Source organism: Halomicronema sp. CCY15110, assembly GCF_016888165.1.
Taxonomy (GTDB): Bacteria; Cyanobacteriota; Cyanobacteriia; order Phormidesmidales; family Phormidesmidaceae; genus Halomicronema.
The window spans coordinates 1-5879 of the sequence record NZ_JACSWC010000230.1 but is presented as its reverse complement, the minus strand read 5'-3'; the positions used below and the strand labels follow the sequence as shown (position 1 = coordinate 5879).

Below are 5879 nucleotides of genomic sequence, written 5' to 3'. Positions count from 1 at the left end.
TTGAGTGGACGAGCCATCTTTTGTGCTTGAAATCAGTACTCCTATATTCTGCTTCACCTCATAGGGAATTGGTATCACACAGTTAGGAGTTCCTGAAATGACGACAGCCATCATTGAGGCCGCCGCCGAACCGCAAGAAACCATTCGGATCAACGCGCTGCACGCCTTGTTGTATTGCCCCCGGCTCTACTATCTCGAAGAAGTTGAAGAGCTGTACACCCAAGATGCCGCCGTTTTTGCCGGACGTCGCCTCCATACCGAATTAGAGAAAAATGAAGGCGAAGAATGGACGCAACTCGTCCTCGAAAGTGCCGAATTAGGGCTGCGGGGCAAAGTCGATGCGTTGCGTACCCGCGATCGCCAAACCATTCCCTATGAGCACAAAAGGGCAAGTAGTTGTTTCAGCCTTCGACAAGGAATATTCTCAATACTTACCTCAAAATGAGAATCCCTGAAACTCTTTTGGGTGGAGGATTCTAGGGGTAAGTGGCAGTAAATTACAGTCTCGGTCGTTTTGGGCCTAGTTGAAGACAACTCTACGGAGCGGCAAATCTTTCTAGCACCAGAGTATGGATGAATTGGTAGCGCCCACCGATTCGCTGGAGCAGGTGGCGATCGCAGCAGCTGTTGAGAAAGCGGGCATAGTTCCAGGGGATGTCTCTAGTCTTAAATAGCACCAGCCGCAGGGCCAAATGTTGGGCACAGACCAGAGCGCTGTCGAAGATGATAGCCCAGAGCGCGAGCGCCGCCCCAACCCCAAACAGGTTGGCGATCTCAGTACCATCCATCCCGCTTGGGCCGAACGAAAAGCCAGCCAAATATCGGGGGAGGATTTTGATCATTAGCCAGATCGGGACAAACAGCGCCACTACCCTGAGGGCATAGCGGATGGTTGCAATAAGGTGTTGATTGGGCTGGTCCCGCACCGTAATGTCAGCATCTATAAATCGGTTTATGCCAACCATGAGTCCACCCATCAGCCAGCTCGGAAAGGCGATCGCAAACCGAGTCAGTAAACCCACCATCAAGCCAATGCCCAGGCCAAAAATGAGCGCTTCTAGGTCTCTAGCCGTGATGGCAATCACCAGTCCTAACAGCACCGTAAATAGCAATATTGGACCAATTTGACGCACAAAAACGAACTGTACCAGGTTCGATAATGACGGTTTAGCCTCCTCCAAGATGGCAATGGCATCATCCCCCCGTCTGACCACAAACATGAAAGTGACGATACAGGTGACGAAAATTCCAGAGAAGGGGCCAACAAATAGCCCAAAAATCATCCCCCCGATCGCGCCAAAAAGGAGCCCGCCTAATAGGCTATAGAGGATGATCTGTTTGCGAGTACTCAACAGAGTCGGCTGCATTTTTTCAATGAGCAACTCAGGTTCAACCTGGTCTCGCAGGTATCGGGCTAACCATTCCAGCAAGTGGCGCATTTGCTGGGCAGTGGGCTGGCTTTGAGGCGGATTTTTTGGATATTTTAGGGGTTGATGGAGTTGCTGCAGGATAAACCCATCGAGCACAAAGTCCTGCCGCTCTTGAGGGGTCTTCAATCGCTCAAAAGCCGTGACATCGAGGGTATCCTGCGTCAGCAGGAGGAGACTCAACCAAACGGGAATTCGGCTCAAGTGGAGTAGCGCGGGCGATTGTTGGATTTTCGTCCAGAGGGTACCGAGTCCGAGGCCGTTCAGGTATGGCTCCAGTTGCTCAGCGGTCAGCGGTTCCAGTGCCAGCGTGCCGTTGAGGGTCAGGGGGAGGGGGGCGCGATCGCCCTCGTCAGCCCGGTAACAGACCACCAGAGCAGTCGGTGTCTGGCCCAGCCACTCGTTGATCTTTTGCACCGCCGGTGCCTGGCGATCGGGGGGGAGTTCATCCAGACCGTCCAGCAAGGGGAGCAAAATGTTGGCCGCTAGCCATCGGTCGCCGAGCTTTTGGGAAACCCCGTACTTGACTCGTAATTCTGTCTGCAGCCATGCGGCGAAAGATTGCTGCTCAACGGACCAGGACGATAGGTGAAACAGCACCGGCATAGGTTGCTCAGGGTCATGCTGCGCCTGCTGCACCAGCTCAGCCGCCAACTCCAGCAACGCGGTGGTTTTGCCGATACCCGTTGGCCCCACGATGAACAATCTGCCGCTGACTGCAGGCTGGTCAAACAGATCACTGATTGTCGTCTCTGCGGCAAGCGGTTGATGGCTACCGTCAGCCAGGTACAGGTTGCCCTGGCGGGCCAGATTGGCCGTCAGAGGGACATCCCTTTGAGGCAGCCTCAGCAGGAAAGTGTGGTGAAGGGATTGATGAATGCGATCGCGCACCTCCTTCCCCACCACATCCAACAGAATCTGCTCGTTGCGATCGCGCCGCCCAGACGATAGCTCAACATCTAATTCCAAAATTCCCTCCCTTCACCCACCTCACCCACCGACCTGACCCTTCACCTTAAACCCTACCCCTTTCACCCTTTCCATCATCCAGCTGCCCCAGTGCAATCCGAGGACAGTCCACAGGGAGCCAGTGAGTAGGTAAAGTCCCGTGGCGAGAATTCCTAATACCAGAGACAGAAACAAGTAGCGGCTGCGATGCCCTGTCAGGTGCAGGAGCCTGGCCCTAAAGCCGCGATAGGCCAGGAACAGCCCCAGACTAATGACGGACCAGATCAACACCGTCATTGGTTGCACCCCTTCGGTGGGGTGGGGTAGGAACAGGACCCGAAATACCAGTTCCTGCCACAGGGCCGGGATCAACAACGCCCCCAGGGCCGACTTAACGGATAGCGGGGCAATGCCGTCCGCTCCAGGGCCTCGCAACAGGAACAGGACAAACGCGAAGGCTCCTAGACCCAGGGCCATGATTCCGATTCCAGATCGGTCGGGAAACGTCAGGGACTCAATCAGTCGGGAAAAGGCGACTGGAATCACCACGAAATCGCCAAACAACTCTGTAGGAGCCAGGGGAAGAATAGTCGGATCTGCTCCACCTACCTGATTGGTGCGGAGAAACCACAGTTCCCCCCCGTGCTGCAGCAAAATCGCGGCAATATTGTCGTGGCCCACGCGGGGAATCGCCGTACGCCAGCTCAGCAGATTGTTGACCAGGTTAGTTTCGTTGCCCAAATTAGGCTGACCATTGATCCCCTCCTCCTCAGTACCTGCCAGAACGGACGCATTCTCGCGCCAGTCGGGACGGGCGATGCCCAGGGGCACCAATTGCCCCTGCAGCCGCTGCCCCAGGGATATCAGATCTTGAAACAGCAGGGTTTGGGGGTCGTCGGGATGCTCCGCCAGCCAGGTCTGGGCCTGGGGCGAATTGGCTACCTGGGTACGAATGGTCTGAATGGTTTCGTACAGGGCCTGATTCGAGTCCTGCACACAGGATTGGGCTGGAGTGACGATGGAGGCCCCGGTGCCATCTCCCGTGCGGTATCGGGCCATCATCACCCGCAGTTCTCGCTGTAGTTCCTTCAGGGGAGACAGGGTGAAGTCGCCAAACCGGTAGGTGTGGTTCAGGGCCGGAATGTTGACAATCACATCGGAAATGGGGCGTGTGCCCTGCCAGCCCCGTTGCAGGTTGCCGCTGTATTCGGACCACAGAGTTCTCCCGGCAACAATGCCCAGGGGACTGTGGGAGTAAACCTGATCGTAGATTACCTGTAGTCGCGGCGGCTGGGTGAAAGGGTCTTGCACCACCTGACCCTGGCCAAAGGCAAAGTGCCCATTGACTGTCCCCGGCACAGATCGCGGTTCCGCCAGTTCGCTGCCGATGCCGCCAAACAGATGAACGACCAGCATCGAATCGCCCTCAGTCCAGGTGGGTTCCTGGGCTTCCTCAACATCCGATTTCACCAGCACGGATTGGAGGGTGCCCTTGCGTTCAGGCGTGTCCCGCCAGTTGCCGAAGTTGATGTAGTTGAGGCCATTTTGAGTGCCGGAAAGAGTCTCCTGGGGCTGGAGTTGGAACAGGCGACGAGGCGCGATCGCCCGCGCCACGAAAATACCCTCGGTATTCTTGGCACCATAGAGGTACCAACCGGCCTCACCCGCTGGAGAATTTGCCAGGTCCTGAGAGGTGGACTGAAACACACCCGTTTTGGCTGGAGGAACCTGGGGAATCCGCACCGTCTCAATTGCCCCGTCAAAGGCTTGACTAGCCAAGTTGTAGTGCTGGACTCGTAGGTAGTTGCTGGGGCAGGGCTGGCTACCGGGGCAAAGTTCTGGAGCCGGTTTCGTCGCATCCGGTCCCAGCACCTTCACCAAACTGTAGAAGCGTTCAGGGATTTGAATCGGCTCTTCCTCAATTTCGATGACAGATTCTCCATCGATCAGTCGAAAGGTGGCATCGGGCAGCGCCACGATCAGGTCGTCTTGGGGGCGAGTTCCCGCTAGCGATTGCAACGGCCCGACCTGCGGCCACCCATCCAGCCGAGTGGGGAGAATGGTGCCTTTTTCGAGACTGGCGATCGCCGCCTCATCAAACTCAATCCCCCGCGTCACCAGGGTCAGGAAAGCCTCATTTGCCGGCGTATCCTGCCACTGCAACCGCACCTGTTGACCCACTAGATCAGCGTTGGGACTGGTCAACACCTCCATCCACACCCAATCCCACACCGTCGCTGCCGCCGCCTGTTCCGGCAAAATCAGCCGCCCCGACCAATCCGCTACCGGCAAATAGCCCTCCCCCGGAACCTGCTCCGCCGGATACTGAGCTGGGTCGGCAAAAGTGAGTTGGGGCGGTTGCTCCTGAGCTCCTAGACGGGGGGCCGTAAACCAGTCGAGGCCAAGGCAAAGTAACAAAGTTAGTACGGTCAGCCACCCGTAGCGATTGTTCTTTTGCTGCCCCATGCCACCTGTCCTTTGGTTACTCACAAATGCAATCTAGAGAGCCGAACTCTCCCAAAACCCTCCCAAAATGGTGCATTAGCGCAGCAATGCACCCTACAGATGCGTGGTGGGCAATGCCCACCCTACAATCTCCTACCACCCTCCACCTTGAACCCGTCCACACGTCCACCCATTCACTTCTCTCCCCGTCATCCGCTCCCTAACTCCATCGGCAAATTCACAAACTGCCCGTCGTTCCTGAGCTCGGCTTCCTGGTCAATCGCATTACGGTAAACATCCACCAGGTGATTGGGGCCAATATCTCCGTGGTGCGACAGAAACGACCACTGCTCGCCCCCGTGGATGAAGCTGATAACCAACAATTCACTCAGCGGGGTCATGGGCACCATATCGGCCAGGTTAATGACCCGGTAATGGTTCGGTACCATTCGGCTATGGGTTTCGACGAAGGGGCGATCGCCTACCCGAGGCGTCCCGTAGGTATAAAGACGCAGGTTGGGCTGCCATTCAGGGATTTGAATTGCCAGATCCATCGCGGCCAGGTTGGCCAAGGCACCCCCCAGACTATGGCCTGAAATCACCAGCGGTTTAGTGGGATCTAAGCCCTGCACCGCCTCCCGGACAGTATCAGCAAGTTGCTTAAAGTAGAGGGAGTAGAAGCCAAAATGCACCCGACCCAGAATTTCTTCTGTGTCCGGGCGGGTGTAGGGCGTTTGCAGCGTCAGCAGGTCGCCCAGCACTTCAAAGCGACGCTGGGTACCTCGGAACATCAGCAGGTGATACTCATCAGAGGTCAGCAGAAAACCGTAGTACACCGGAATCGCCTGGCTAATCTGCACCACCTGCTCAACTTGTTGTTCGATCGCATCACGAGTACGATCCAACCGCCCCTGAATATCCTTTAGATCCCCCGATCCCTGGGTCAATTCAGCCAGGGGAACTTCAAACCGAATGCGCTCCTGCACCAGCCCTCTAAAGGTGTTTTCAATACCGCTTAATAATTGCTGTCACTCAGCCCGAGAGGAAGACGGAGCTAGT

The 5879-nt window shown here is 56.3% G+C and carries 3 protein-coding genes and 1 pseudogene; 1 reads left to right on the top strand and 3 read right to left on the bottom strand.

Features of this window, described 5'->3' with window-relative positions; genetic code table 11:
• Window positions 1-97: 97 nt before the first annotated feature.
• A pseudogene (locus JUK32_RS08445) lies at window positions 98-388 on the top strand (Dna2/Cas4 domain-containing protein); the annotation flags it as partial.
• Window positions 389-536: 148 nt separating this feature from the next.
• On the opposite strand, the gene JUK32_RS08440 reads toward JUK32_RS08445, so the two are convergent.
• The 3 genes from JUK32_RS08440 to JUK32_RS08430 form a co-directional block, all read right to left on the bottom strand.
• Complete coding sequence (locus JUK32_RS08440) at window positions 537-2396, bottom strand: NACHT domain-containing protein (protein ID WP_204138417.1); 1860 nt, start codon at window positions 2394-2396, stop codon at window positions 537-539.
• Window positions 2397-2417: 21 nt separating this feature from the next.
• Window positions 2418-4841, bottom strand: coding sequence for a type II CAAX prenyl endopeptidase Rce1 family protein (locus JUK32_RS08435; RefSeq protein ID WP_204138416.1), 2424 nt, complete (start codon window positions 4839-4841; stop codon window positions 2418-2420).
• Window positions 4842-5029: 188 nt separating this feature from the next.
• On the bottom strand, window positions 5030-5806 hold the full coding sequence (locus JUK32_RS08430) for a lipase family protein (RefSeq protein WP_204138415.1): 777 nt from the start codon (window positions 5804-5806) through the stop codon (window positions 5030-5032).
• Between the last annotated feature and the right edge of the window lie 73 nt (window positions 5807-5879).

Excerpts from the sequence above, each read along its gene's own strand:
- JUK32_RS08435 (WP_204138416.1), bottom strand. The coding sequence starts at position 4,841 with ATGGGGCAGCAAAAGAACAATCGCTACGGGTGGCTGACCGTACTAACT.